Origin of the sequence: Aquirufa avitistagni (assembly GCF_042715545.1) — a bacterium.
GTDB classification, from domain to species: Bacteria; Bacteroidota; Bacteroidia; order Cytophagales; family Spirosomataceae; genus Aquirufa; species Aquirufa avitistagni.
In genome coordinates this window covers 97,172-122,499 of sequence record NZ_JBBKXZ010000004.1, presented here as the reverse complement: position 1 = coordinate 122,499, position 25,328 = coordinate 97,172, and the positions used below count along the sequence as shown (strand labels likewise).

General features: G+C 41.8%; 24 protein-coding genes. 17 read left to right on the top strand and 7 right to left on the bottom strand.

Annotation, left to right across the window (positions count from 1 at the left end; translation table 11 throughout):
- The first annotated feature begins 137 nt into the window (after positions 1-137).
- The gene (aat, locus tag U0R10_RS10745; protein ID WP_377983972.1) at positions 138-740 is read left to right on the top strand and encodes a leucyl/phenylalanyl-tRNA--protein transferase; all 603 of its coding nucleotides are present in this window, start codon (positions 138-140) and stop codon (positions 738-740) included.
- Between the two features lie 58 nt (positions 741-798).
- Positions 799-1,827: a glutamate 5-kinase gene (gene proB / locus U0R10_RS10740; protein ID WP_377983971.1), complete on the top strand. Its 1,029-nt coding sequence runs from the start codon at positions 799-801 to the stop codon at positions 1,825-1,827.
- A 108-nt stretch (positions 1,828-1,935) separates the two neighbouring features.
- On the opposite strand, the gene U0R10_RS10735 is transcribed toward proB, so the two are convergent.
- Both U0R10_RS10735 and secA read right to left on the bottom strand, forming a co-directional pair.
- Positions 1,936-2,298, bottom strand: a complete 363-nt coding sequence (locus tag U0R10_RS10735; RefSeq protein ID WP_377983970.1) for a four helix bundle protein — start codon at positions 2,296-2,298, stop codon at positions 1,936-1,938.
- A gap of 130 nt (positions 2,299-2,428) precedes the next feature.
- Positions 2,429-5,788, bottom strand: a complete 3,360-nt coding sequence (gene secA / locus U0R10_RS10730; protein ID WP_377983969.1) for a preprotein translocase subunit SecA — start codon at positions 5,786-5,788, stop codon at positions 2,429-2,431.
- A gap of 152 nt (positions 5,789-5,940) precedes the next feature.
- Here secA and U0R10_RS10725 point away from each other — a divergent pair, with 152 nt between their 5' ends.
- From U0R10_RS10725 to U0R10_RS10685, 9 genes are all read left to right on the top strand, one after another.
- Positions 5,941-6,414 carry a hypothetical protein gene (locus tag U0R10_RS10725; RefSeq protein ID WP_377983968.1) on the top strand — a complete coding sequence of 158 codons (474 nt, stop codon included), beginning with the start codon at positions 5,941-5,943 and terminating at the stop codon, positions 6,412-6,414.
- 55 nt (positions 6,415-6,469) lie between these two features.
- Positions 6,470-7,840: a DUF1800 domain-containing protein gene (locus tag U0R10_RS10720; RefSeq protein ID WP_377983967.1), complete on the top strand. Its 1,371-nt coding sequence runs from the start codon at positions 6,470-6,472 to the stop codon at positions 7,838-7,840.
- Positions 7,841-7,842: 2 nt separating this feature from the next.
- Positions 7,843-9,384, top strand: coding sequence for a DUF1501 domain-containing protein (locus U0R10_RS10715; RefSeq protein WP_377983966.1), 1,542 nt, complete (start codon positions 7,843-7,845; stop codon positions 9,382-9,384).
- A gap of 92 nt (positions 9,385-9,476) precedes the next feature.
- Positions 9,477-10,379: a DUF6089 family protein gene (locus U0R10_RS10710; protein ID WP_377983965.1), complete on the top strand. Its 903-nt coding sequence runs from the start codon at positions 9,477-9,479 to the stop codon at positions 10,377-10,379.
- A gap of 4 nt (positions 10,380-10,383) precedes the next feature.
- Positions 10,384-11,067, top strand: a complete 684-nt coding sequence (locus U0R10_RS10705; RefSeq protein ID WP_377983964.1) for a DUF6089 family protein — start codon at positions 10,384-10,386, stop codon at positions 11,065-11,067.
- Positions 11,068-11,105: 38 nt separating this feature from the next.
- Positions 11,106-11,867 carry an isoprenyl transferase gene (locus tag U0R10_RS10700; protein ID WP_377983963.1) on the top strand — a complete coding sequence of 254 codons (762 nt, stop codon included), beginning with the start codon at positions 11,106-11,108 and terminating at the stop codon, positions 11,865-11,867.
- 26 nt (positions 11,868-11,893) lie between these two features.
- Positions 11,894-14,560 carry a BamA/OMP85 family outer membrane protein gene (locus U0R10_RS10695; RefSeq protein WP_377983962.1) on the top strand — a complete coding sequence of 889 codons (2,667 nt, stop codon included), beginning with the start codon at positions 11,894-11,896 and terminating at the stop codon, positions 14,558-14,560.
- Positions 14,561-14,562: 2 nt separating this feature from the next.
- Positions 14,563-15,102 (top strand): OmpH/Skp family outer membrane protein, encoded by a 540-nt coding sequence (locus tag U0R10_RS10690; protein WP_377983961.1) that lies wholly within the window; start codon positions 14,563-14,565, stop codon positions 15,100-15,102.
- 61 nt (positions 15,103-15,163) lie between these two features.
- Positions 15,164-15,769, top strand: coding sequence for an OmpH/Skp family outer membrane protein (locus U0R10_RS10685; protein WP_377983960.1), 606 nt, complete (start codon positions 15,164-15,166; stop codon positions 15,767-15,769).
- Between the two features lie 115 nt (positions 15,770-15,884).
- On the opposite strand, the gene U0R10_RS10680 is transcribed toward U0R10_RS10685, so the two are convergent.
- The 3 genes from U0R10_RS10680 to U0R10_RS10670 are packed head-to-tail and all read right to left on the bottom strand — an operon-like array spanning position 15,885 to position 18,396.
- Positions 15,885-16,610, bottom strand: a complete 726-nt coding sequence (locus U0R10_RS10680) for a sulfite exporter TauE/SafE family protein (protein ID WP_377983959.1) — start codon at positions 16,608-16,610, stop codon at positions 15,885-15,887.
- A gap of 5 nt (positions 16,611-16,615) precedes the next feature.
- Positions 16,616-17,197: a lipoprotein signal peptidase gene (locus tag U0R10_RS10675; RefSeq protein ID WP_377983958.1), complete on the bottom strand. Its 582-nt coding sequence runs from the start codon at positions 17,195-17,197 to the stop codon at positions 16,616-16,618.
- Positions 17,197-18,396 (bottom strand): proline dehydrogenase family protein, encoded by a 1,200-nt coding sequence (locus tag U0R10_RS10670; RefSeq protein WP_377983957.1) that lies wholly within the window; start codon positions 18,394-18,396, stop codon positions 17,197-17,199. The genes U0R10_RS10675 and U0R10_RS10670 overlap by 1 nt, the downstream gene beginning before the upstream one ends.
- A gap of 113 nt (positions 18,397-18,509) precedes the next feature.
- Here U0R10_RS10670 and U0R10_RS10665 point away from each other — a divergent pair, with 113 nt between their 5' ends.
- Entirely contained in the window at positions 18,510-19,604 is a 1,095-nt protein-coding gene (locus tag U0R10_RS10665; protein ID WP_377983956.1) for a chorismate mutase, read from the top strand.
- Between the two features lie 136 nt (positions 19,605-19,740).
- On the opposite strand, the gene U0R10_RS10660 is transcribed toward U0R10_RS10665, so the two are convergent.
- Entirely contained in the window at positions 19,741-20,637 is an 897-nt protein-coding gene (locus tag U0R10_RS10660) for a DMT family transporter (RefSeq protein WP_377983955.1), read from the bottom strand.
- 69 nt (positions 20,638-20,706) lie between these two features.
- On the opposite strand from U0R10_RS10660, the gene U0R10_RS10655 reads away from it, so the two are divergent.
- Genes U0R10_RS10655 through gatC form a run of 4 tightly spaced genes read left to right on the top strand, consistent with a single transcriptional unit; the run spans position 20,707 to position 23,052 of the window.
- Positions 20,707-21,081: a RidA family protein gene (locus U0R10_RS10655; RefSeq protein WP_377983954.1), complete on the top strand. Its 375-nt coding sequence runs from the start codon at positions 20,707-20,709 to the stop codon at positions 21,079-21,081.
- A 3-nt stretch (positions 21,082-21,084) separates the two neighbouring features.
- Positions 21,085-22,593, top strand: coding sequence for a glutamate--tRNA ligase (gltX, locus tag U0R10_RS10650; protein WP_377983953.1), 1,509 nt, complete (start codon positions 21,085-21,087; stop codon positions 22,591-22,593).
- Entirely contained in the window at positions 22,590-22,784 is a 195-nt protein-coding gene (locus U0R10_RS10645) for a hypothetical protein (protein ID WP_377983952.1), read from the top strand. The genes gltX and U0R10_RS10645 overlap by 4 nt, the downstream gene beginning before the upstream one ends.
- A complete protein-coding gene (gene gatC, locus U0R10_RS10640; protein WP_377983951.1) occupies positions 22,765-23,052 on the top strand; it encodes an Asp-tRNA(Asn)/Glu-tRNA(Gln) amidotransferase subunit GatC in 288 nt (95 codons plus the stop codon). The genes U0R10_RS10645 and gatC overlap by 20 nt, the downstream gene beginning before the upstream one ends.
- Here the strand turns inward: gatC and aroB are convergent, their stop codons facing one another.
- Positions 23,053-24,081: a 3-dehydroquinate synthase gene (gene aroB, locus U0R10_RS10635; protein WP_377983950.1), complete on the bottom strand. Its 1,029-nt coding sequence runs from the start codon at positions 24,079-24,081 to the stop codon at positions 23,053-23,055. It lies immediately after the preceding gene.
- Positions 24,082-24,224: 143 nt separating this feature from the next.
- On the opposite strand from aroB, the gene U0R10_RS10630 reads away from it, so the two are divergent.
- Entirely contained in the window at positions 24,225-25,208 is a 984-nt protein-coding gene (locus U0R10_RS10630) for a pyruvate dehydrogenase complex E1 component subunit beta (protein ID WP_377983949.1), read from the top strand.
- Positions 25,209-25,328 lie beyond the last annotated feature (120 nt).

The following is a 25,328-nucleotide window of genomic DNA, read 5'->3' as shown; positions in this document are numbered from 1 at the left end:
GAGGTAATGACGTATTTCATTGAATTATTTATCTTCATGTGCTTGCTAAACAGCGGATAAAGCCGCTAATTTGTTGCCAATAAGGGCCAAATTTCACTAATTCGACGGGTAATTCCCAATAAACCCGCAATTATTTCATGGAAAATACGAATTCCTTGAGCACAGATCAGTTGATCTACGCATATGCCTCTGGTGTTTTTCCGATGGCAGATGCAGAAACGGGGGAGATTAATTGGTATCGTCCTGACCCTCGGGCGATTATTCCAATTGATACATATCAGCCCAGTAGATCGTTAAAGCCAATTCTAAATAAAGGTATTTTTGAGATTAAGGTGGACCAACAATTCCGTCGGGTGATGGAGTTTTGTGCAGAACCTCGGCCTTATGAACCGGAGACTTGGATTTCAACGGAGCTTATTGATGTGTATACGGAATTACACCGCATGGGATTTGCGCATTCGGTGGAGGCGTATGTGGAAGGGGAGTTAGTTGGCGGTTTATATGGCGTACATATTGGCGCTGCGTTTTTTGGTGAATCGATGTTTACGCGTGCCTCGAATGCCTCTAAAGTTTGTTTTCATTATTTGATTGAGCTTTTACGGAAAAACAATTTTGAGTTGTTGGATTCTCAATTTATGAATGATAATGTGAAGCGTTATGGGGCCATTGAGATTTCGCGCACTGCTTATGAAAAGCGCTTAGCCAAGGCGATCAATCGATCTTGTAATTTTGTTTTTTAACTTTATATAGCCCTAATTTCAGCCGAAAGGCCTAAATTGCACATTCATAATTTACCTGATGTCAAAGCCAATTCTCGTTATCAAGTTCGGTTCTTCTTCCATTACCCATGCCAATGGGGAAGTGGATGAGCAAACATTGGCGAAAATTGCTGCGCAGGTGGCAACCTTACATGCGCAGTATTCGATTGTTTTGGTTTCATCTGGTGCGGTTGCCGCGGGTAAATCCGCACTTCGAAATTACAAAGGCACGCTATCTGAACGCAAGGCTGCCGCGGCCATAGGTAATCCTATTTTGATTGCCAAATACAGCCATTATTTCCATCAGTATGGTATTTCCATTGCCCAAAGTTTATGTGAGCGTCACCATTTTTCGCAACGTGAATCGTTTTTGCAGCTGAAGGAAACCTATCAAGAATTATGGCAAAGCGGTGTGATTCCCATTGCCAATGAGAATGATGTCGTGAGTAATGTGGAGTTGAAGTTCTCAGACAATGATGAATTAGCGACATTGATTGCGACTGGATTTGGGGCAGAGAAGTTATTGATATCTACTTCGGTGGGTGGTTTACTAGATGCACAAGGTCAGATTATTCGTCATGTGGAACGCATTGATGCTGATATTTTACATGTAGTAAATTCGGATACATCGAGTACTGGTTTGGGTGGGATGATTTCTAAATTGACCTTTACGCGCTTAGCTAATCGGATGGGAATTAAGGTCGTGATTTTCGGACTTGATCAGGGTCAAGGAATCGTAGATGCCCTCCATGAAGAAATAGGCACTGTTTTCGAGGCAGAGGAGGCTTCGCTTTCGGCTCGCCAAAAATGGTTAGCCTCCGGCAGTCTCATCGCCGGCAAAGTAGTCTTAGACAAAGGCGCCACGAATGCCATCCAAAATCGTAAAAGCTTATTGTCGGTGGGTGTCATCGAATACCTCGGCGAATTCGATAAAGGTGAGGTGATCGAAATATTAGATGCCAGCAGAAATCCAATCGCCGTTGCCCGTGCCAGATATTCAAAGGTAGAATTGCAACAAGCTAACCAAGGAATGGAAGTTGCGCATGCGGATGATATAGTCCTTTATTAGAGGTGAGAGGTGAGAAGTGAGAGGTGAGAAGTGAGAGGTGAGAAGTGAGAGGTAAGAAGTGAGAGGTAAGAAGTGAGAGGTAAGAGGTATTAGGTGTGTGGTGAACTTTTATTTTACTGAATTTTTCCTGAGTGTGATTATTGCTGACCCGATTAACTTCTGAAGTTCCTCAACTCCTTCATGCAATTCTTTGAGTTCTTCTTTTTCTAATAACATATTCGCCTCTATGAGTTTTAGCCAATAGGCTGTTTCGCGAGCCTCTTTATAGGCAATTGATAATTTAAATTCAAAGTCTTTTCTTGAGTATGCGCCACCACTTTCGACAATATTGGCACCAATTGATGTTCCAGATCTAAATAATTGCTTACTCAGCACATTATCTTTATTGGATTTTATAATTCGTTGATTTGCTCGAACAATTTTGAGCGCAAATTGAAATGATTTGGAAGTTATGATGCTTTCTGATTTCATTTTTTCGGATTTATGTCACAAGCATAGTCACATAAATCCGAAACTAAACATCAAAAATTGATAATTGGAATTAATATCATTTACTCGATAACCTCTTACCTCTCACTTCTTACCTCTTACTTCTCACCTCTTAACTTATCACAACTGCCTTGCCGCTCTCCACATCCGCCTCCACAGCCTTATATTTCACATTTTCTTTGATGCTACCATCGACGTATTGAACCGTCACACGCTGGTTGCGGTCTGCGATTTTGATCGCCTGACGCGGTGCCACACGCTCTTGAGTCGCTTCGGATGGATCGTAATATCCTGGATCTTCTTGTGCGCCAGCTAAGCCTCCCAATAGTGACGATAAAGCCTCATCCTTGCTCATCTGCAATTTAGGCGCCTTTTCTTTCGGTGCTTTTGCCGCAGATTGATTTGTCGACTGCACCTCCGGAATCTCCGCCTTCACCACAAAGCTGATCGTGTCCATATTCACCCGCGCCACAAAACGCTGGAATAAATTCACCGCCTCAAATTTGTAGATCAATAATGGATCCTTTTGCTCGAAAACAGCATTTTGCACCGACTGCTTTAAGTCGTCCATCTCACGTAAATGCTCTTTCCACTCTTGGTCGATTAAGGTCAACGTGATGAATTTCTCCATCTCGGTGATTACTTCTTTTCCTTGGGTGACAATTGTTTTGTCTGCATCAACTACAATTCCTGTGACCATTTGGCCATTTGAAATCGGTACCTGAATACCTGAGTATCCCTGACGTTTGGCTTCCTCCGCCACTTGAATCACCTGATTTGCGATGACCTCATTCTTCGATTTATAATGTTGCTCAGCCGCCAAGAACAATTGTTCCGTCTTGCGATCAGGTGCTAAACGATCAAATTCCTCTGCCGTAAACGGTGGCTCCATACCCAAAATCTCAATTACCTTCAATTCTAATTCAGCATAGTTGGTGTAATTCGCTGATAAATCTTGGCAGACATCAAATAAGATATTGACAATATCTAAGGATAATCGCTCACCCAAAAGGGCATTTTGACGACGCTTGTAAATCGCATTTCGTTGGTAATTCATCACGTCATCGTATTCCAATAAACGCTTACGAATACCAAAGTTATTCTCCTCCACTTTTTTCTGCGCACGCTCAATCGACGACGTAATCATCGAGTGCTGGATCACTTCTCCCTCTTCCATTCCCAAACGATCCATCACTTTCGCTATACGATCCGAACCAAACAAACGCATTAAATTATCTTCCAACGACACAAAGAATTGTGACGACCCCACATCTCCTTGGCGTCCCGCACGACCACGCAACTGGCGATCGACACGACGTGACTCATGACGCTCCGTACCAATAATCGCTAGACCACCCGCAGCCTTCGATTCCGGACTTAACTTAATATCCGTTCCACGACCTGCCATGTTGGTGGCAATAGTTACTTTACCCGATTGTCCCGCTTCGGCAACAATATCCGCCTCGCGTGCATGCTGTTTGGCATTTAATACATTATGCTGAATCTTACGAATGCTCAACAAACGACTCAATAATTCCGAGTTTTCAACCGAAGTCGTACCCACTAAGACCGGTCGGCCTGCCGTAACCAATTCCTGAATCTCCTCTGCAACTGCATTATATTTCTCACGAACGGTGCGGTATACTTTGTCCTCATGATCTTTTCGTTGGATCACGCGATTCGTTGGAATGGAAACAACGTCTAATTTGTAAATCGTCCAGAATTCGCCCGCCTCTGTTTCTGCTGTACCCGTCATACCACCTAATTTGTGATACATACGGAAGTAATTTTGCAGGGTAATCGTCGCATACGTTTGAGACGCATCCTCCACATTAACTCCTTCTTTCGCCTCAATCGCCTGATGCAAACCATCCGAATAGCGGCGACCTTCCATCACACGACCCGTCTGCTCATCCACAATCTTCACTTTACCATCAACCAAGATATATTCGGTATCTTTTTCGAATAGGGCATAGGCTTTCAATAACTGGCTAACCGTATGAATACGGGATGCTTTTTCGTTGTATTCAGAAATCAGTTGCTCCTTTTGAGCTAAACGATCCCCATCACTCAACTCCTTATTTTGCTCGATTTTATTTAAGTCAATCGACAAGTGAGGTAACACGAAGAAATCAGGATTTTCTGTATTTCCACTCATGAACGCTAAGCCTTTTTCAGTCAATTCGACCTGATTGTTTTTCTCCTCAATCGTAAACAATAAAGGCTCATCAGCCTGAGGCATCAGTTTTTGATTCTCTGCCAAATAGATCGATTCCGTCTCATTCATCAATTGCTTCATGCCGCTTTCCGACAAGAATTTGATTAATGGCTTGGACTTAGGAAGTCCACGGTGTGCACGGAATAAGGCTAATCCACCTTCTTTGCGGTCACCCGCTGCGATTAGTTTTTTGGCCTCAACTAAGAAATTTTGTACGATTTGTTTTTGAGCTTCCACCAATTTATGAACACGCGGTTGAAACGTCTCAAACTCCTGCTCATCGCCTTTTGGTATCGGACCAGAAATAATTAATGGCGTACGTGCATCATCAATCAAAACGGAATCGACCTCATCCACCATCGCAAAATGGTGTGGTCTTTGCACCTGATCTTCCAGGCTTCGCGCCATATTATCACGTAGGTAATCAAAGCCAAATTCATTGTTGGTACCATACGTAATATCCGCCAAATAGGCTTGTCGGCGCTCTTCCGTATTCGGCTCATGCTTATCAATGCAATCCACTTTCAAGCCATGAAACTCAAATAATGGGGCATTCCATTCGGAGTCACGTTTGGCCAAATAATCATTGACCGTTACGATATGTACACCCCGACCTGCCAAAGCATTTAGATAGGTAGGTAAGGTAGACACTAAGGTCTTTCCTTCTCCTGTTCCCATTTCAGATATTTTACCTTGATGTAATACGATTCCACCGATCAACTGTACATCGTAATGCACCATTTCCCAGGTGATTTGATTGCCGGCTGCTAACCACTGATTATGCCAAATAGCCTTATCTCCCTCAATCACAACATTAGCCTTTTTCGAGGCGATGAATTTATCTTCAATCGTAGCCGTAACGACTAATTTCTTGTTCTCAGTTAAACGACGAGCTGTTTCCTTCACGACCGCAAAGGCCTCGGGTAAAATCTCTAAAAGCACAATTTCCAATTGCTTGTTGCGCTCTTCGTTTAATTTATCAATTTGTTGGAAAAATGTCTCCTTCTCATCCACATCTGCTGTGGCCATCCCTTGCGTGTGTAATTCGCTGATTTGCGTATCGATATCCGAAAGGAAATCGGCAATGCGTTGCTTGAATTCAATGGATTTGCCCCGAAGTGCATCATCTGAAATCTGGTGCAGCTGGGCGTAAGCTTCTTTGATTTTGTCAACAATCGGTAGGATCGCTTTGATGTCGCGGTCCGACTTAGTACCAAATATCTTTGTAACGGTTTTGCTTAGTATTGAAAACATGTATAACAGTGCCTACCTAGGCTTGGTGAAAATTTAAATTGCAATTTACCAATTTGAATTTTTATCCGTGCTATGTTCGAACAATTAATCCAGTTTTTTTGAGAATTTGCGTTTGAAATTGTTTTGTTTTGCATGTCAATTTAAGATTTTCCATGGCTGATTATCCTGTACCTCCGCGTCGCGCTCCGCGCAAAAAGTTAAAAATGCCAATTTTCGGCAACATGATGGGTGGTTCTTCCGCGGGGCCAGCGGATTCAGGAAAGAATTTTTCGACCTATCTTTTTGGGATTGTGGCCGTGATGATGGTGGCACAAATTTATTTGCCTCAACTTTGGGCAGAAAAGTTATATGATACGCCGGATGAATTGACAGAGTTGACGTTAGATGGAGCGATTCGAAAAAAATATGCAGATGCCTCCAATAAAAATGAAATCCATTACATTTTGGTTGTTAAGGAAAAAGGAGATACCCGTAAAAAAATCGATTTGTATTTAGCGGATCCTAATTTTTTCGATCAGGTAGCCGTTCCCATGCGATTAAAAAAAGAGGCTGGAAGTCTTGCTGTTCGCGTAATTAGATATGCTAAACCAGATACCGTGTTGAATATCAGGATGATAAAAAAATAATCAGTTTATTGATTATTCGGTTATAACGTATAATTTTGAGTTATAACATACTTATATGCCGGTCGCATCTCCAGCAAATTATAAACATATTTTAGCCAGAACCTTATTCGGTTTTTCGGCTTTAGATTACGAAAAGGCGATGGGCTATGGCTCATTGGAGTCCCTCGTTGATCAAGCTATTTTAGCTCCAATACCTCTTCCTGCTCCTCCTAATGCATGGGTTTCACTCACTCCAGCGCAGGCGCAACAAGATTCGGGTGATGCGGGACGCTGGTATACCGAGCTATCTCAATGGTGGAACAAACGCATGTACACACAAGGGTTAAACATGCAAGAGAAGATTGTTCTATTCTTACACAGTCATTTTGCTTGTGAAAGGGATAAGGTGAATTATCCTCAATACATGTATCAACAAAATCAGTTGTTTCGGAAATTTGCCTTTGGCAATTTTAAACAGCTGGTCAAAGAAATCAGTATAGATCCTACGATGTTGATCTACCTCGATGGTAACAATAGTCGTGGGTCAGCGCCTAATGAAAATTATGGTCGGGAATTGTTGGAGTTATTTACCATCGGAATCGGTAACTATTCGGAGAATGATGTCAAACAAGCTGCCAAAGCACTTTCTGGATATCAAGTGCGTGGTTTAACGGTTACCTATGACCCCGCTCGTTCCTACACAAATGCTTCGTTAACGATATTAGGTAAAACAGCCAAGTTTAATGTGAATACGTTGGTTGACCTGATATTCGAACAAAAACAAACAGCCGAATTTATCTGCCGAAAGATTTACCAAAATTTCGTGTACTATAAAGCGGATGAAGTTTTTGTCAAAAAAATGGCCGACGTATTTCGGGCAAATAATTATGAGTTGAAACCTTTGTTTCGCTTTCTATTGCTTTCGGATGAGTTTTATAAGCCTACCATCTTAGCGAGCCGAATCAAAAATCCTCAGGAATTAATGATTGGAGCCTTAAAGGTATTGCAAATTCCAGCGCCTGATTGGGCGAACGTGGATGCGCTTTCACGTATGTTGCAAATGCAATTATTTCAGCCACCCGATGTGGCCGGTTGGCCTGGTCAGCGCGAGTGGATTAGCTCAACGACCTATTCACATCGGGGAGGATTTACGGACTCATTGCTTTCAGGCAAGCGTTATAACGGCGCCAATGTAACAGGAAAAATAAATGCATTGGCGTATGCACGTAGTTTTTCAACGAGTGAGAAGGCCGTTGCTTTTGTGAACCAACTCATTGATTTGTTTATTTTATTTCCAATCTCGGATGCTAAGCGGAGCTTTTTGCTCGAGACGATGTTAGATGGAACGATTGCGGCCAACTGGTCAACGAATACAGCCCAGGCAGATGTGCGAATCTTACGTTTATTAAAAGCGATGATGCGAATGCCCGAATTTCAATTGAATTAAGGATGAAAAAGAAGATCAGTCGGCAATCATTTTTACAATCCATGGCAATTTTGTCAGGAGGTGTGTCATTTGGCATTGCTTCTATGCCTGGAAAAGCATTTGCGCAGATTCCTGCTGCCTATGCGGGGCAGGCTGAGCCAGGTAAGATTTTGGTGATTATTCAATTGGGCGGAGGAAATGATGGATTGAATACGGTCATTCCTGGTGAAGATGATTTGTACTACGCAGCCCGACCGAATATTGCGATTCAAAAGACAAATGCTTTAAAGTTAGATCAAGATATGTATTTGCATCCCTCGATGGTGGGGATCAAAAAATTATATGATGCGGGGCAAGTTGCCATTGCCCAAAATATTGGGTATCCGAATCCGAATCGTTCCCATTTTCGCGCGACGGATATTTGGAATACCGGTTCAGCGGCTAATGTGATGTGGGAAGAGGGTTGGGCTGGTCGTTATTTAATGACGCAATACCCTAATTTCCCGATTGAAATGCCAAAGCATCCGATGGCCATTCAACTAGGTTCTGTGGAGTCGCTTGCTTTACAGTCGGACGTGGGCCGTTTTGGTACTGTTTTTGAAGATCCGAACCAGTTTTATCAATTGGTCAATGGGTCCACGGCGGACACGGATGCGCCACCTGCGACGCAGGCTGGCGATGAATTAGGCTTTCTGAAGCAAGTGGCGGCGTCTTCGATTCAATTTGCTAATGTGATCCAGTCGAGTGCGACGAAGGGAAAAAATTCGTTGACCTACCCAACTACCGGTTTAGGTAGACAACTTGGTATCGTGTCTAGATTGATTGCTGGCGGTTTGACCACGCCTGTTTACCTCGTTAATATTGGTGGATTTGATACGCATGCGAATCAATTAACGCAACATGCCAATTTATGGAAGACCATTTCAGAGGCTGTTAGTACATTCCAAACGGACATGACGAATCAGAATTTGGCTGATCAAATTAGTGTCATGACCTTTTCGGAGTTTGGCAGACGCATTAATCAAAATGGCACTCTGGGTACCGATCATGGAACGGCCGCTCCGATGTTTGTTATTGGGAAGACCGTACGAGGAGGTATTATAGGTGCTAATCCGGATTTAAAATTGGTTGATGCCAATGGGGACATCAAGTTTACATACGATTACCGCCAAGTATATAGTACGGTTTTACGGGATCACTTAGGCTTAGACAATGTACGTACGGCTGCAATTTTTCAATCGACCTTTGAGCGTTTGCCGATTTACAAGAACTCGATTGAGGGTATGCCTGAGCAAACTACCATGGAATTATTGGTTCCTTGGCCGAATCCAATTCGTCAATCTGCCTTGATTCAGTATGGTATTTTTGCGGAGGCGACTATTTTATTAGGTGTTTATGATATGCAAGGTCGCTTGGTGCAGACCTTGTTTGAAGGCAAGCGTGCCGTGGGTTCTTATGCCGTTACGCTAGAGGGTTCGTCGTTTGCATCTGGACATTATATTTTGAGTTTGCAAGATCAGCGCGGGGGTCGATTGACACGTAGCATTCAGATTCAAAATGATTAATTTTTTCCAGCCAAGCATTATTTCTTACCTTTGATGATTAAACGGAGGCAACAATTCCTCTTTTGGTTCGTTATTCATCAAATTTTTACAACATGCGTTTATTTCTGCTGGTATGTTTATGCTTGATCGGACTTCCATCGATGGCTCAAAACCCGTTTTGGTTTTTAGGTCAGCGGGATGGTCGGTACGTAGACAAATTTGATGCCCATTCGTCTGTTTCGTTAGGGGTTGGGACTACCAATTATGTGGGAGATTTAGCTCCTTTGGGAGGTTTAACTCAGGTGGGTATTCAATCCATGCGTTGGAATTTAGGGGCCCAATTTACCCGTCATTTCTCGAAAAATTTTAGTGCACGTTTTGGCTTGTCGTATGTGCGTCTGGCCGGGGATGACAATTATTTTGATCAATCGGGAGATTTTGCGGGTAGTTATTACCGGAATCTACACTTCAAGAATGATTTGAAAGAATTGACCGTTTTGGGTGTTTTTGAATTGATGGGGAATAAGGAATTTATTCGCAAAAGACCACAATTTGCGCCGTACATCATGGCCGGGATCGCGGCATATTCGCATGATCCCATGGCTCGAAAAGATGCCAATGTATCCAATGGAACCGTAACGAAAAGTGGGTGGATTAGTTTACATGGGCAAAATACTCCATCTGAAGGCAATTCATATAGTTTGGTGGGGCTTGCGCTACCGGTGGGCGTAGGTTTTCGGTACCGCTTAACGGATGATTTTGACGTATCATTTGAACTTATGCATCGGGTGGCGTTTAGTGATTATTTGGATGATGTATCTGATAATCGAATGAATCCTGAACTTGTTGCACCGGCAACTAGTTTTTATACGAATCGTTCGACGCTACCGATAGCACCTAATACCTTAGCTGTTCGCAATATTTCGAATCCCAATATTCCTTCTGTGTTTTCTTGGGGCCTGGATCAGTATTTTACGACCCAAATTCAATTGGTCTATCACATCCCTAAAAAGTAGTCTTTTGAATCGTTTTCTTCTTTTTGTGGGCTTAATCTGCTGTTCGATGGTGTCAGAGTTGCAAGCGCAACGCTGGGCTTTATCGGCCACTACGGGAACTAATTTGTATAAGGGAGATTTAAGTGATTGGAAATTATTGCCAAATTTAAATCAATTGAAAGATTTTACCTCCACAGTCAAATTTGATGTTCGTTACCAACGAACTCAAGCATTTGCTTATCGAGGACAGGTTAGTATTGGGCGTATAAATGGATCTGGATTTAACAATCCTAGTCCGAACTTTGATTTTAATTCAGATTCATTTAAATCTTCTCTAGTAGAATTTTCAGGTATAGTTGATTATAATTTTTTAGACTATCAGACGGATAAGAAGATTAAGAATTGGTCGCCTTATTTATATGCGGGGCTTACCTATCTTTTTGTAAATCCAAAAGGTGGAACTGATCCTGGCTTGCCATTTTTCACTTGGGCTATCCCGTATGGGGTGGGCGTGAAGTATCAATTAACTCCTCGGCTAGGATTGCAGTGGGAGTTTGGTTCGAGTAAGGCATTTTCGGATATGCTGGATAATACGCCTTCCGAAGGAGGGAGTATTAGTAACTTTACGACCCAACGAACGGATCAGGTTTTACAGAGTTCAATTACCGTAACGTATGTGATCAAATCCGTTTTTTGTCCTCGCGAATAATCCCTACCTTTGCCACCTATGTGTAAGTTTAGTTAGTTGTGAATCAGAATTTAAAAGAATCTATTGACCTAGGCAATCTGCCGGCGCACATTGCCGTTATTATGGACGGGAATGGTCGGTGGGCAAAACAGCAGGGATTTGCAGATCGTATTTTTGGTCACCGTAACGCGTTGACAGCCGTTCGGGAGACGATTGAGGGTTGTGGGGAATTGGGCGTGGGTTATTTAACCTTATATGCTTTCTCTACGGAGAACTGGAATCGTCCACAATCAGAAGTGAAGGCATTGATGAGTTTATTGATCAGTACCATTCATGATGAATTGCCTACGATGATGAAGAATAAGGTGCGTTTGCGTTCCATAGGTGATATCAGCTCATTGCCTGCTAATTCCCAAAAGGTGTTGCAGGATGCCATTAGCCAGACGGCTAATAACACAGGTTTAACCTTAGTTTTGGCATTATCCTATTCAGGTAAATGGGATTTGGTACAGGCAACAAAGCAGGTGGCGTTGAAAGTAGCTGCCGGTGAATTATCGTCTGATGCAGTTAATGCAGAGGTGATTGATCAACATTTGGCTACCGCAGGGATGCCGGATCCAGACTTAATGATTCGCACAGGTGGGGATCATCGAATTAGTAATTTTATGTTGTGGCAATTAGCCTATGCAGAGTTATATATTTTTGAAGAGTTATTTTGGCCTGATTTCCGTAAAGAGCATTTACATCAGGCAATTTTAGATTTCCAAATGCGGGAACGTCGGTTTGGAAAAACAAGTGAACAAGTTAAACGCGAGGGCTAAGCCTATCCATGAAAAATATCAAGTGCATGCAGTGTAAAAAAGAATCTAAACGTGTCAATTTATTTCGCTTATTTTTAGTGGGATTGATTCTTTTTAGTGGTCAATTAAGTTTTGCTCAGATTCGTGGGGGACGATTATTTCCATCAGCTACCCCTTCAGGTCCTACGTTCTCATTTGCGGATCCTCAAGAATATGAGATTGGCGGAATTGAAGTTACGGGTTCTCAGTTTTATGATGGAAACTCCATGATTAATATCTCTGGTTTACAGGTAGGGGATAAGATTAAAGTTCCTGGAGATGCCATTGCCACGGCGATTCGTAAGATTATGGATCAAGGAATTTTGGATGAAGTTGAGATTTACGTTGCCAAAACGGAAGGGACTAAAATATGGTTGGGGATCCAACTGAAAGAGCGTCCACGTTTGTTTGCGCTCAAATATACTGGTATTCGTAAGGGTGAGACGGAGAGTCTTAATGAGAAAGTGAAGACCTATAAGGGTAAAATTATTACGGAAACGTTGCGTAAAAACTTAGAATTGGTGGTGCGTAAATACTACCAAGAAAAAGGTCGATTAAACATCAAAACGAAATCACAAATTATCGTGGACACCTTGCGTGGAAACAATGCAACGCTGGTTATTGCCGTTGACAAAGGTCCTAAAGTTAAGGTCAACAAAATCATTTTGAATGGTATTGACCCCAAGCAGCGCGCATTGATTTTGCGAAAAATCAAGAATACGAAGCAGCAGCGATTTGGTCGGGTATTTAAGCCGTCAAAATTTGTTCCTAAAAAATGGGATGAGGATAAGGAGAAATTACTGGAGGCGATGAATAAATTAGGCTTCCGTGATTTTCAAGTTGAGTCGGATTCTATTTCTCGATTTAATAATGAGTCTGTGAATTTGACCATTAATTTGGTTCAAGGAAAGAAATACTACTATCGTTCCATCACCTTTGATGGCAATTACATTTATCCAGATTCTGTCTTACATGATGTATTGGGGATTAAAAAAGGTGATGTGTACAACACAGAGGAGTTAGATAAGAAAATGGCTGGAAATCCTGGGGAGGATTTAAGCTCTGTGTACATGGATAATGGATATTTGTATTATAATGCGGAGCCGGTAGAAACAGCTATCGTGGGTGATTCGATTGATTTAACGATACGTATTAGTGAGGGGAAACAGGCGACCATCAACAAGGTAATTTTGAATGGAAATACCAAAACGTCTGATCACGTAGTTATGCGTGAAATTCGTACGCTTCCTGGTCAAAAATTCAACAAGTCGGCCATTATTCGTACCGTTCGCGAGTTATCTACCATCGGTTATTTTAACCCGGAAAAGATTACACCAAATCCTCAGCCTAGACCTGATGGAACGGTGGATATTGAATATAATGTGGAAGAGAAACCTTCGGATCAGATTGAATTATCTGGTGGTTGGGGTGGATTTATTGGATTTGTGGGAACACTTGGGGTGGTATTCAACAATTTTTCTGCGAAGAATTTAACCAATTTATCTTCATGGCGTCCATTGCCAGCCGGGGATGGTCAAAAGTTATCTGTTCGTTTTCAAGCGAATGGTGCTGCCTTTCAAAACTATAGCTTAACATTTACGGAGCCTTGGTTAGGGGGTAAAAAGCCGAATTCATTTTCAGTTTCATTGAATCGTAGTGTATCTTATCCCTATCAATTCCGTAACACGGGATTTGGTGGCCAAAATCAGTTTGGTGGTGGCGGATTCGGTGGAGGCGGTTTTGGCGGCGGAGGCTTTGGCGGACTAGGTGGATTTAATGGTGGCTTAGGTGGATTTAATGGAGGATTAGGTGGTTTTAATCAGTTTGCCGTACCTGATTCATTGCGTACCGCTCACTTTAATGTGACAAGCGTTACATTTAGTTTGGGTAAACGCTTGAAATGGCCAGACGACTATTTCTCGTTAAGTAATTCACTTGCTTTTTCTTCGTTTGATGTAGATCGATATTATACTTGGGCATATCCGCAGGGTATTTCTACGTCGATCACCTTCATGACGAACTTTTCACGTAACAGTATAGATAACCCTACTTTCCCACGTAGTGGTTCTAGTTTTTCACTGACGGGTTCACTGACACCCCCGTTCTCCTTGTTGGGCGGTAATAAATCGGGCAACTTAATTGAATACCACAAATGGATGTTTGATGCGAGTTGGTTTACACCACTCATCGGCAAACTCGTCTTACACACCCGTGCCCACTTAGGCTTCTTAGGTTCTTATGGGAATCGGGAGACGACACGATTCGAGCGATTTGATGTAGGTGGTTCTGGAATGGTGCAAGGATTTCAATTTAACCGCGATATTATCGGGTTAAGAGGGTATAAAGATCGGGTGATTGGGCCATCAGGCTCGTATGGTAATGGTGGAGTTGCCTACAATAAGTTTGTATTGGAAGCGCGTTATCCTGTTTCATTGAATCCGTCTGCGACGATATTTGTTTTAGGATTTGCTGAGGCGGGGAATAACTTCGCTACTTTAAAGGAGTATAGTCCGTTTAATTTGTATCGGACAACTGGTTTCGGCGCGCGTATTTTTATGCCGGCATTTGGTATGATTGGTATTGATTATGGATTTGCGTTGGATAAGCCGAGACCGGGTGATTCGGATTTTGGCCGACAAGCCTTTACATTCTCGATTGGCCAGCAAATTAGATAAGCATGAAAAAGTCGATTTTTTTCTTAATTTTGGTGCTTGCTTTAATAGGTCAACGGACCTATGCGCAGAAATTTGGATATATCGACACGGAGTTTATTACGTCTAAGATGCCAGAGTATCAGAAGGTTCAAGTAAAAATTGACCAGATGACGGAAGCTTGGATGAAGGAAATAGATGTCTTGAACGAGGAAGTTCGCAAGCTGGAGAAAGACTATCATTTGGAGGAATTATTGCTGACGGATGAATTACGTCGGCAGCGTTTAGAGCAAATTCGTCTGAAGAATAAGGAGGCTTTAGATTTTCAAAATAAGATCTTCGGATCAGAAGGAGAATTGTTTAAGGCCAAATTAAATGGATTTAAGCCAATCTTAGATGAGATATCAAAAGCAGTGGAGCGTGTTGTGCGCCAAAAGCGATTGGATTTTGTCTTCGATAAAGCAAGCGAGGGTTTAGCGATGATCTATACGAATCCAGTACATGATTATTCTGATTATGTGTTAGAGGAGCTTGGGTTGGAACTGGATCCTAATATAAAGAAGTAACGATACGATTATCGTACCCATAGTAGATAAAAAAAACAAAAAACAACTAGATTAAATTTTTATGAAAAACAAACTATTCTTAGCTATGAGCCTTGTGTTTGGTATGGCTATCTTACCTGCAAAAGCACAAGTTAAAATTGGATTTATTAACGCGGATTATATCTTAAGCCAAATGCCAGAAGCAAAGCAAGTGGAAGAGGATTTGAAAAATACGCAAAAGCAATACGAGACCTTGTATCAAGGTAAAGTGAAAGATTTTCAAGATAAATTAGCCGCATTTGAAAAGTTAAGTGCAGATCCAAAGGCAGCTGATATCATCAAGCAAGACAAGGAGAAAGAATTGCAAAACTTGCAGACTTCGATTCAAGAGTTCCAACAAAATTCACAGTCTTCTTTACAAAAGAAGCAAGCACAATTGTTGCAACCTTTGTTGAAGAAAGTAGAAGAGAACATGCATGCGGTGGCTAATGAGAACCAATATACTTATGTATTCAATTACGATGCAGGTATGGGAACAGCTCCAATTTTGTTACATTACCCAACTGAGGCGAACATCTCGGATTTGGTATTGAAGAAAATGGGTATCACGCCAAAGCCAGCTACTCAGGCAGCAGCTCCAGCAGCAGCACCTGCTCCAGCTCCAGCAGCAGCACCGAAGAAAAAATAAGATTTCTTAAAATCTTTTAGAAAGCCCTGACTATTGTCGGGGCTTTTTTGTTTTGTAGGGACGCGATACTTCGCGTCTATTTTGATTTAGACGCTAGGTATCGCGTCGCTACATGTTACCAGAAATACTTGATGGTTTGTAGTAGAGCGGTCACGCCGATTACACTGAGCACCACATAGTGGAAGGCTTTTTCTGGAATGCGACGTAAAACTAATTTACCTAGATAAGAGCCTGCGATACTGATTAGGATTAAAAAAGGGATTAAGATTAGGTGTTCTTTTGTAAAATAACCGTTGGCGATGTAGACCGCAGCGCGGCTTGAATCCACACCTAGGTCAATGATGGCAGAGGTGGCAATAAATACATTTTTCTCTAGGCCGAAAGCAGTTAAGACAATGCCCCGAACGGCTCCACCCGTGCCAATTAATCCAGCCAAAAAACCAGAAATGGTTCCTCCTACATACAGGTTTGTGTTTGTTTTTTGTAGTGATCTCGCATGTCCGGATATTAAATAAATCGCAAGGGCAAGAATGAGCATATTCATCGCTAATTCGATCGAATTCTGAGGAATGTAATTCGTTAGTAGGGCACCGATGGTAACGAAGATAACGGCAGGTACGCCAAGTTTGATGACGATTTTTTTGTCTATCCCCTCATGGAATAAATAGATTTTCGCCAGGTTGCTAAACACATGAAAAATGGCGGTTATGCCGAGTACCAATTTGAAGTCTAGAAAAATAGAGGCAATGGGTACAAAAAGAATGGATGAGCCAAATCCGCTGACGGTGCCAATAATCTCTGCAAGCAGCGCTAGAAATAGGAAAAGCGAATAGTCGCCCATGTGCGTTATTCTTCTTTTTGGAAGAGTTTATTTTGGAAGAGTAAGATAATGACTACTCCACAAAATATCGCAGCATCGGCAAAGTTAAAAATGGGTGTAGAGTAATAGCTACCACCCCAAACGGGTATCCACGTGGGCAAAATACCTTCCCAGAAATCAAAGAAAAACATATCAATGACTTGGCCATGAAAAAGTCGAATGGGCGACTCAACAGGTGCGTTATCGAACCAAATTCCATAGAACACTGAGTCAATTAAATTCCCTACGGCTCCTCCAAGAACGAGTGCAACGCTGGTAAGCAAAAGAGGCTTATTATTCTTGGTGGTTAGTTGGTACAAGAAATAACCAATCGCAAACATGGCAACAATGCGAAACAAGGTAAGAATCAATTTGCCGTATTCGGATCCTAATTGCATCCCAAAAGCCATACCTGGATTTAATGTATAATGTAATTTCACATAGGGCCCAATGAGTTCAATCTGACCGAAATACCCAGGTTCCATGAAGAAATGTACACTGATCTTGATCAATTGATCCAAGAAAATAATGAGTAGACTAAGCAGAAAATAACGGTAGTTAGATTTCATTAGGCAGTTTTTCTACGACGTACTTCTTTTTGTAGGAGTGAGAATTCACGGGATGTCTGCCCGGCAATTGAGCTATTCTCGTCTGCTCGACGGAATAAATAGGGCATCACCGATTCAACCGGCCCGTAAGGCACATATTTAGCTACATTGTATCCGGCAGCGGCTAAATTATAGCTGATGTTATCTGACATGCCCAGCAATTGGGCAAAATAGATATGTGGATGGTTGTTAGGGATGTGTACCTCAGCCATGGCTTGAGTTAACTGGAGGCAACTTGCTTCGTTATGTGTTCCTAAGCAAAAATTGACTGCTCCAATGTGTTTTAAGCACAAAAGCATGCCTTGGTTGAAATCGTGATCTGTTGCTTCTTTTTCTTTATGTAAGGGCTCAGAGTATTCGTCTTCATGAGCTCTTAGTCTTTCTTTTTCTAAATAGGCGCCGCGGACAAGTTTTACACCTAAATGGTATGCTTTCGTTTCAGCGGTAGCGATGGCCTCGGTGAGATTTGCCAACATATCTACGCGGTACATCTGGTAGGTATTGAATATAATGGCTTCGTCTTTATTAAACTTTTCCATCATTTCGTACGCCAAAACATCAATCGTTGTTTGAATCCAACTTTCTTCGGCGTCAATGAATAATTTTACGTGCAAATCAGCGGCGAGTTGGCAAATCTCCGTTAAGATATCTTTGCTATGTTGAAACGCAGCTTCGTTTTCTTCTGTTAGTCCGGATTCGGTTTGAAATTCTTCCAATAGTTCTGCTTGAAAAATTCCCGTCATTTTAAATACAGCGAAAGGGATTGCTGAATCTTGGTGGGCTTTTCGGATCGTTTCCTGAATTTCTGATTTAGTTTTTTGGAAAGATTTTTCACTTTCTTCACCTTCCACGGAGTAGTCTAGGATGGTGCCAATTTTTCCTTTGTGAAGTTCGGCTATAATTTTTTGGCACTCTTCGATGCTTTCGCCACCGCAAAATTGCTCAAAAAGGGTTGATTTGATGAGTTTTTTGATGGGAAAATGTAGGAAAAGGAGCAATTTGATGAAAAAAGTCCCTAACTTTACAATCCAAATTTGATTCATAGCAGCGAAAATCCAATAGGATTTGCTGAGTTTGAAATCAGTTTTTGATGAGAAGGCAATTTTTGTGTCTTCGAATGATAATTGATTCAAGGTCTTTGAATACGAAGGTTGATTCATTTATTTCAAAAGTAGGGTGCAAATATAAGCGATAATATCTTCCGATTTTCGGAATTTTTAGAAATTAATAAACAAAAAATTAGGGGCCTTTGGTCCTTGTTAATCCAAAAAATATGAATGCCAATTTAGACATAGTACCTATGCAGGAGTGGATTCAGACAGGGGGAAAACCGTTGATTATTGCGGGTCCTTGTTCTGCCGAGACTGAGGAGCAAGTATTAGAAACTGCTCGCCGTATTAAAGCGGAAGGATATGCACACATTATGCGTGCAGGTGTGTGGAAGCCACGTACACGTCCAGGTAGTTTTGAAGGGATGGGAGAGCCAGCTTTAAAGTGGTTAGTAGAAGCTAAGAAAGAAACAGGATTACCGCTTGCGATTGAGGTAGCGACTCCGGAGCACATTGAATTGGCATTGAAATATGGTGTTGATGTTTTGTGGATTGGAGCTCGTACGACTGTTAATCCATTTAATGTACAAGATTTAGCGGATGCGTTGAAGGGCGTGGATATTCCGGTATTGGTTAAGAATCCGGTTAATCCAGATTTAGCTCTTTGGGTAGGTGCTTTTGAGCGTTTACAAGGATCTGGTATTAAGAAATTAGGTGCTATTCACCGTGGTTTCTCGAATGCGCAAGAAACGAAATATCGTAATTCACCTATGTGGGCAATGGCGGTAGAATTAAAGCGTTTGTTCCCACAAATGCCTTTGATCGGAGATCCTTCGCATATGGCGGGTAAGCGTGCTTTGTTGATGGAATTATCTCAACGTATTTTAGATTTGAACTACGATGGTATGATTATCGAGACGCACCGCGATCCGGATGCTGCTTGGTCTGATGCTTCACAACAAGTTACGCCTGAGAAATTAGGGGAGATGTTGCGTGAATTAGAGGTTCGTAATGCAAATTACGGGGCCGACTTCTCTGATGAGTTAGCAGGTCTTCGTGAGAAAATTGACAACATCGACCGTGAATTGTTAGAAGTTCTAGCAGCTCGTATGTCGGTTGTTGAAAAATTAGGCGAGTACAAGCGTGATAATAACGTAGCGGTTTTACAATTGGATCGTTGGAAGCAATTGCACAATGATCGCGCAAACCAAGCGAAAGGCTTAGCCTTATATCCAGAATTTGTTGAAGAACTATTTAAATTGGTGCACTTAGAGTCTATCCGTAAGCAAACGGAAGTGATGAATGCTGCAACAGCTTAAAGTTTGATATTTATTTTCAAAAAGCCTCAGGAGAATTCTTGGGGCTTTTTTTATGCAAAACAAGGTGAGAGGTGAGAGTTAAGAGGTGAGAGGTATAAAAATAATCGTCAACCTCTTAACTCTTACTTCTTAACTCTCACCTCTTACTTACTCGATAGCTCCCCCACACAACTAACCCCATCCCGATACATACGATTGCCGAAGGGAACCCATGTCCTAAACTAATTTCAATTAGTATGGAAAATAAAACGGCACTATTGCCTGCAGCGCCCACGATGCTAGTCTTTTCATGCAGTAGTGCTTGCGTTGTGAAATATTGGACGCCTAAGGCCAACAAGCCCATGATTAATGCCCAAACCCATTCCCAGCCTATGGGTGTAACCCATTGTCCCGTGAAAAAGCTGTTAGGGTAATCACCCCACGTACCCAAGGCTAAAGAAATACTTGATGCCACAAAACCTGCGGCCATAAATGAAACTACGACCCAGCGCGAATCATAATATTTTTGAGCTTCTTTAATGGCTAAATATCCCAGCGCTGTTCCCATCGCGTAGATGATTCCGGTAGCGTGATGGACGAGTTGGCCTTGCGCCTCTGGTTGGAAAATGAGTATGATTCCAAAAAAGCCAACTAATAAAAACAAAACTTGCTTCGTAGACAGGCGCTCATTGGGGAAAATAAAAAAACTAAAGATGGCGATGAAAAGTGGAAATGCTTGGCCGTAGGTATTTGTTAAGGAAAGGCCTAGGTGCTCCAATGTGTAAAATAGGCAATACAGGGTAAATGCACCCAATAATCCGCGAAGTATGATGAAGTATAACTTGCCGCCTTTTTGAACTGCTGGTTTTTGATAAAGACTTGTCAATAAAAATGGTAAGCCCACCGCACTGCGGAAAAATACAAGTTCAACGGATCCGAACCGAGTGCTCATGGATTTTGCAATGGCAGACATGAGCGCGAAACATAAGGAGGAAATTAGCATATAGCCAATTCCTTTATTCCGGATAATTAGTTTTCTGAAGTCTGTACGCATGAAAAATCAGTCTCTGGCTCTTCGGGGATTCGAGCAAATTTTGGTAACTTGCATCTCAATTTCAAAGGTATGACAAAAAAAATCATTTTTTCTCCTGATGCCCCCGCTGCTATTGGTCCATATTCACAGGCAGTAGAAGTAAACGGCACCTTGTACGTATCCGGTCAAATTGCACTCGCTGCGTTTGAAGCTGGTGCTACGATCGAAGACGAGACGAATCAGGTGATGAAAAATTTAGGTCATATCTTAACTGCTGGCGGTTATTCCTATCAGGATATTGTAAAATGCACCATTTTCGTCAAAGACATGGGGCACTTCGCTCAAATCAATGCAGTTTACGGTTCTTTCTTTAGTGATCATTTCCCTGCACGGGAGACTGTCGAGGTAGCTCGTTTACCTAAAGATGTACGCGTTGAAATTTCTTGTATTGCCTATAAATCTTAAATTATGTCTCAAAAAGTTCGCGTTCGGTTTGCCCCAAGTCCTACGGGTCCATTGCATATTGGTGGTGTACGAACAGCTTTATATAATTATTTGTTTGCTCGAAAAACGGGCGGTACGTTCATTTTGCGTATCGAAGATACCGATCAAACTCGTTTTGTACCCGGTGCGGAACAATACATATTAGACAGTTTAGCTTGGCTTGGCATTAGTCCAGATGAAGGTGTAGGTTCCGATGGCCCCCATGCACCTTACCGCCAAAGTGAACGAAAAGCACTTTATAAGCAGTATGCGGATCAGTTACTTAAAGAAGGTAAAGCTTATTACGCATTTGATTCATCGGAGGAATTAGATGCCATGCGTACGTTATTTGAAAGCAAAGGTTCCGCTTTTCAATATAATGCCTTGACTCGGGTAAAATTGCGCAATTCGCTTGCCATGCCACCGGCTGAAGTGGATGCATTGTTAGCATCAGACACGCCATATGTGATTCGATTAAAAGTTCCTGCCAAAGGGGAAATTCGCTTTCAAGACAGTGTACGCGATTGGGTACATGTGCATACCTCAAGTATGGACGATAAAGTTTTAATGAAGTCGGACGGCATGCCCACGTATCATTTGGCCAATGTGGTCGATGATCACATCATGGAAATCACCCATGTTATTCGTGGTGAGGAGTGGTTGCCATCTGCACCTTTGCATATTTTATTGTATCAATCTTTTGGTTGGCAAGCACCACAATTTGCCCACCTTCCACTTTTATTGAAGCCCGAGGGAAATGGTAAGTTGTCCAAGCGTGATGCTGATTTAGGCGGTTTTCCTGTTTTTCCGATGGAATGGATTGATCCACAAACTGGAGCTGTGTCAAAAGGTTTTAAGCAGGAAGGTTATTTGCCTGCAGCAACGTTAAATTTTCTAGCCTTTTTAGGTTGGAATCCAGGAACGGAGCAGGAATTGTTTAGTTTAGCGGAACTTGTAGATGCGTTTTCATTAGAGCGTATCAATAAAGCAGGTGCTAAATTTGATGTAAATAAAGCCAAATGGTTTAATCAGCAATACTTAAAGCAAGCGGATATCGCTGAATTAGCTCAGGTCCATTTACCTAGTTTGCCACTGAAAGATGCTGAGGCATTTGTTCATTTGTTTTTAGATCGGGTTACGTTTCCTCAGGAAATCGGGCAATTAGTTCATGAATTTTCGAATCGGCCAGCCGTATATGATGAAGCTGTAATGGCTAATAAATGGAATGTAGAGGCTAAGAATGGCTTGGAAGTGATTGCAGCTCAGTTACCATCTTGTACTACATGGGAAGCTGAAGGAATTAAGCAATCGATTCAAGTAGCCCTAGAGGAATCTGGAATTAAGATGGGAAAAGTAATGCAAATGTTACGTGTTGCATTGAGTGGAAACGGTGCTGGTCCCGATTTGATGATATCTATGCAATTGTGGGGGAAAGAGGAAGTGATTGAACGATTACATGCGGCTTTGTCCGTTTTCCCTAAACTTGCGTCATGAAAAACAAATCTAAAGTAGCTCCTAAGGGACCTAAAGTGCATCCTGATTTAGCGGGATTTGAAATGAATATTGATTCATTTGGACAGATAACCACGACATTTAATCGCGATGTGCTCAATAGTTTTTTGGATAAGGAGATGCCAGAGGATAAAAAGTTAAAGCCAAAAAAAGATGAAAGTAACGAAGGATGATGTTGTCAAAATTGCGCATTTAGCTCGCTTGGAGTTAAAGGAAACGCAAGTAGGGGAAATGCAGGATTCCATAAACAAAGTGTTGGATTGGATGGAAGCATTGAATGCTGTAGATACAACTGGTGTTGCACCTTTAGTGCACATGACTTCTGCCTTAAATCACTTGCGTGAGGATGTTGCCTTAGATGGCTTGGATCGCTCCAAGGCCCTTGCTTTAGGTCCTGATGCGAACGAGAAATATTTTAAAGTTCCTCAAGTAATTGAGTAATTAACCGATGTAATAGGCAATTGCCTTTTTCATTTCAGCAGCTGTCACGGGGATATCATAGCCACAATCTCCGATACCCGTGAGTAGCGAGAATCGAATTTCACTTCCTTTGTTTTTCTTATCTTGTGCGGTCAATTTAATGATGGCAGGAATTTCGTCTGCAGTTAATTTCACTCGACCGTAGGTTTCAAAGAGATAAATCTCTATCGACTCAAGTTCTTCTTGACTAATTAAGTTACGATCAAAGGCAATAAATGCCTCCATGATCATACCTACTGCAATCGCTTCGCCGTGTAAAATGCGTCGTTTACCTAAATTTAGTAAATACGTTTCCACTGCATGACCTAGGGTGTGGCCAAAGTTTAATATTTTTCGCAATCCTGCCTCTTTGGGATCTTCGGCAACGACCGCCTTTTTAATGTCAACGGAATGGCTAATCAAGTCGGCCAGGTTAACTTCATCAAATGCTTTGTGGCTAATTTCTTCCCACTTTTCTTCGTCACGAATCAGGCAATGCTTAATGATTTCGGCATATCCAGACAGTTTTTCTCGCTCAGGAAGTGTTTGAATAAATTCTGGGTCAATGAGTACCGTTTTGGGTAATTGAAATACACCAATGTGGTTTTTATAATGTTGAAAGTCAATGCCTAATTTGCCACCTACACTAGCGTCCACTTGGGCTAATAGGGTCGTTGGGATTTGAATAAAATCGATACCACGTTTGTAGGTTGACGCACAAAAACCGCCCATATCGCCGATTACCCCACCACCTAGATTAATCACCAGGGCGTGTCGGTCCATATTAGCTTTGGTCATCGAATCCCAAATACGCGCACACGTTTGAATGGTTTTATGCTCTTCGCCAGATTTAATGATGACTTTAGTGAATTTGGCAGGAAGTAGTGACTTTATCTTTGGTAAGCAATATTTGTTTGTATGTTCATCCACTATGATCGCTATATGCGAATAGGTATTTTCGGCTAAGTAGCGAGTAAGTGATGCGGAAATTGGGCCGATTTGAACAGACATGTGCGAAATATTTCGATTTAAATTCAAAAATACGAGGAATTTGGCAAAATGGGTGTTTTCTAACCTGAATTTTGGTTTTGTGGAATGCTTTTTCTTACCTAATTTTGTTCCCGCTTGGGTAGTCCCACAACTAAGAACATATTATGAGAGAAATTCAATTTAGAGAAGCCTTACGTGAGGCGATGCAAGAGGAAATGAGACGTGATGATACCGTCTTTTTGATGGGAGAGGAAGTTGCTGAATATAACGGTGCTTACAAAGTTTCACAAGGTATGTTGGATGAGTTTGGTCCAGATCGCGTGATTGATACACCGATTGCTGAGTTGGGTTTTGGAGGAATTGCCGTAGGTGCAGCCGCTAATGGCCTTCGTCCGATTGTTGAATTTATGACATTCAATTTCTCATTAGTAGCTATTGACCAAGTGATCAATTCTGCAGCGAAGTTGATGTCTATGTCAGGAGGTCAATATTCATGTCCAATTGTTTTTCGTGGGCCAACAGGTAATGCGGGACAATTGTCATCGCAACACTCGTCAAATTTCGAGAATTGGTTTGCTAATACGCCCGGTTTAAAAGTGGTTGTTCCCTCTAATCCAGCAGACGCAAAGGGATTATTGAAATCATCTATTCGCGATAATGATCCTGTAATTTTTATGGAATCAGAAGTGATGTATGGTGACAAAGGGTTCGTGCCAGAGGGTGAATATTTAATTCCTATCGGAAAAGCTTCAATTGTTAAAGAAGGAAAAGATGTTACGTTAGTTACGTTTGGTAAAATGCTTTCTCGCGTGGTTATGCCAGCGGTGGAGGAATTAGAGAAACAAGGCTTTAGCGTAGAGGTAATTGATTTGAGAACGGTTCGTCCGATTGATTATGCGACGATTGTTGAGTCAGTAAAGAAAACGAATCGTTGTGTTGTTGTCGAGGAAGCTAATCCATTGGCAGCTATTTCATCTGAAATTACGTATCACTTACAGCGTTGGGCATTTGATTATTTAGATGCGCCGGTTGTTCGTGTTAATTCACGTGACTTACCTTTACCTTATGCACCTACGTTGATCGATGAGATTTTACCTAGTGTTGAGCGTACGATTGCAGCGGTTAAAACGGTGACATATCGGAAGTAGTAGTCAGTCGCTAGTCGTCAGTCATTAAGTTAAATTAAAAGCCCTACTTGGAAATCCAGGTAGGGCTTTTAGATTACTGGTCACTAGCGACTGTCGACTAGTGACTAAAGACTAGCAACT